We start from the raw sequence: 1,098 nt of genomic DNA, 5'->3' as shown, positions 1-1,098 counted from the left end.
TACAGAAGCATACTTTACACTACTCACACTTGCCGAAGGTGCAGTGTTACTTAACGGCGTCAAAGCCTTGGTTGCAAAAGTAGACGGAACAGAAGCGCTTAAAATCATTGCCAAAGAAACGGCGATGAGTATCAAAGATGCTGGGGCGTTTGTTAATGATTTGGTTCGGGGGAGGGGGTTTGGTAATGTTAGGGCGATTGGACGGTTGAAAGTCAATAAGCTCGCTGAAGCTAATATAACTAACTCTGGAAAAACTGTATTAGGCAAGCATATAGAGGGTGGTGGATACATCAAAAAAGCACAAGATACTGGCAGTAGCTATTTTGATAATGGAAATAAGTGGGATAAATTATCACCCAAGCAAAGATGGAATGCAAATAAACATTTTTTAGATAAAATATCTGCCAAAGGTGATGAAATAAACCTTTCTACACCTAAAGGAAAAATTATAAAAGGTAAGTATTTAGATAAAGAGATAAACTATCTTATCAATCAAAAAGGATATCGTTGGATTGATGAACTAACACTTAAAAAATTATGACTAAATTGCTACAATTTTTAATCAAGCATCTTGCTTTTTTATATAACGAGTATCAGGCTTCTTTTACTAGTGATGGCATAGATAAAGGCCGTGCTAGTTATTGTGGAAATGTTAAATTAAAAATAAAGCATTTAATTGTGGAAATTAGTTTAGATAGAGATGAGTTAGATGTTGATTTTGGAACAGAATTGCATTATGACAAAGATAAGAGTAACTACGAAGAATATTATGATGATAAATTTGATCATCAGGTCGTATGGCAATTAATCACTGGAAAAATACATAAAAGTGGAATTTTTAATAAAAAAGACGCAGTTTTTTTGCATAAAAATATGGATAAAATATTAAGACTTTTTGAAGAAAACAACTACACTCAAACTAAACAAAAATTAGAAGAACTTGAAAATGAAAGAAGCAAAAGAATTTGGGGAGATTAATATATCCCCAATCCAAAAATAAAAACCAAAAAAACGCACAAACCCCAACTGGTATAATGATTTCAACAAAAAAACAGTTTCACCTATTAGGTGAAAACCAAAGACAACCAAGCCCCTCAT

Annotated in this window: 1 protein-coding gene and 1 pseudogene; both read left to right on the top strand. The window is 32.8% G+C overall.

All coding sequences use genetic code 11. The features are described from left to right. Positions 1-541, top strand: a pseudogene (locus tag BBROOKSOX_RS11455) (hypothetical protein); the annotation flags it as partial. After that, a complete protein-coding gene (locus BBROOKSOX_RS11450; RefSeq protein WP_139661989.1) occupies positions 538-978 on the top strand; it encodes a hypothetical protein in 441 nt (146 codons plus the stop codon). The pseudogene BBROOKSOX_RS11455 and the gene BBROOKSOX_RS11450, both read left to right, overlap by 4 nt. The last annotated feature ends 120 nt before the right edge of the window (positions 979-1,098 follow it).

Source organism: bacterium endosymbiont of Bathymodiolus sp. 5 South (genome assembly GCF_900128535.1).
Taxonomy (GTDB): domain Bacteria; phylum Pseudomonadota; class Gammaproteobacteria; order PS1; family Pseudothioglobaceae; genus Thiodubiliella.
This window is presented reverse-complemented; position numbering and strand designations above follow the sequence as displayed.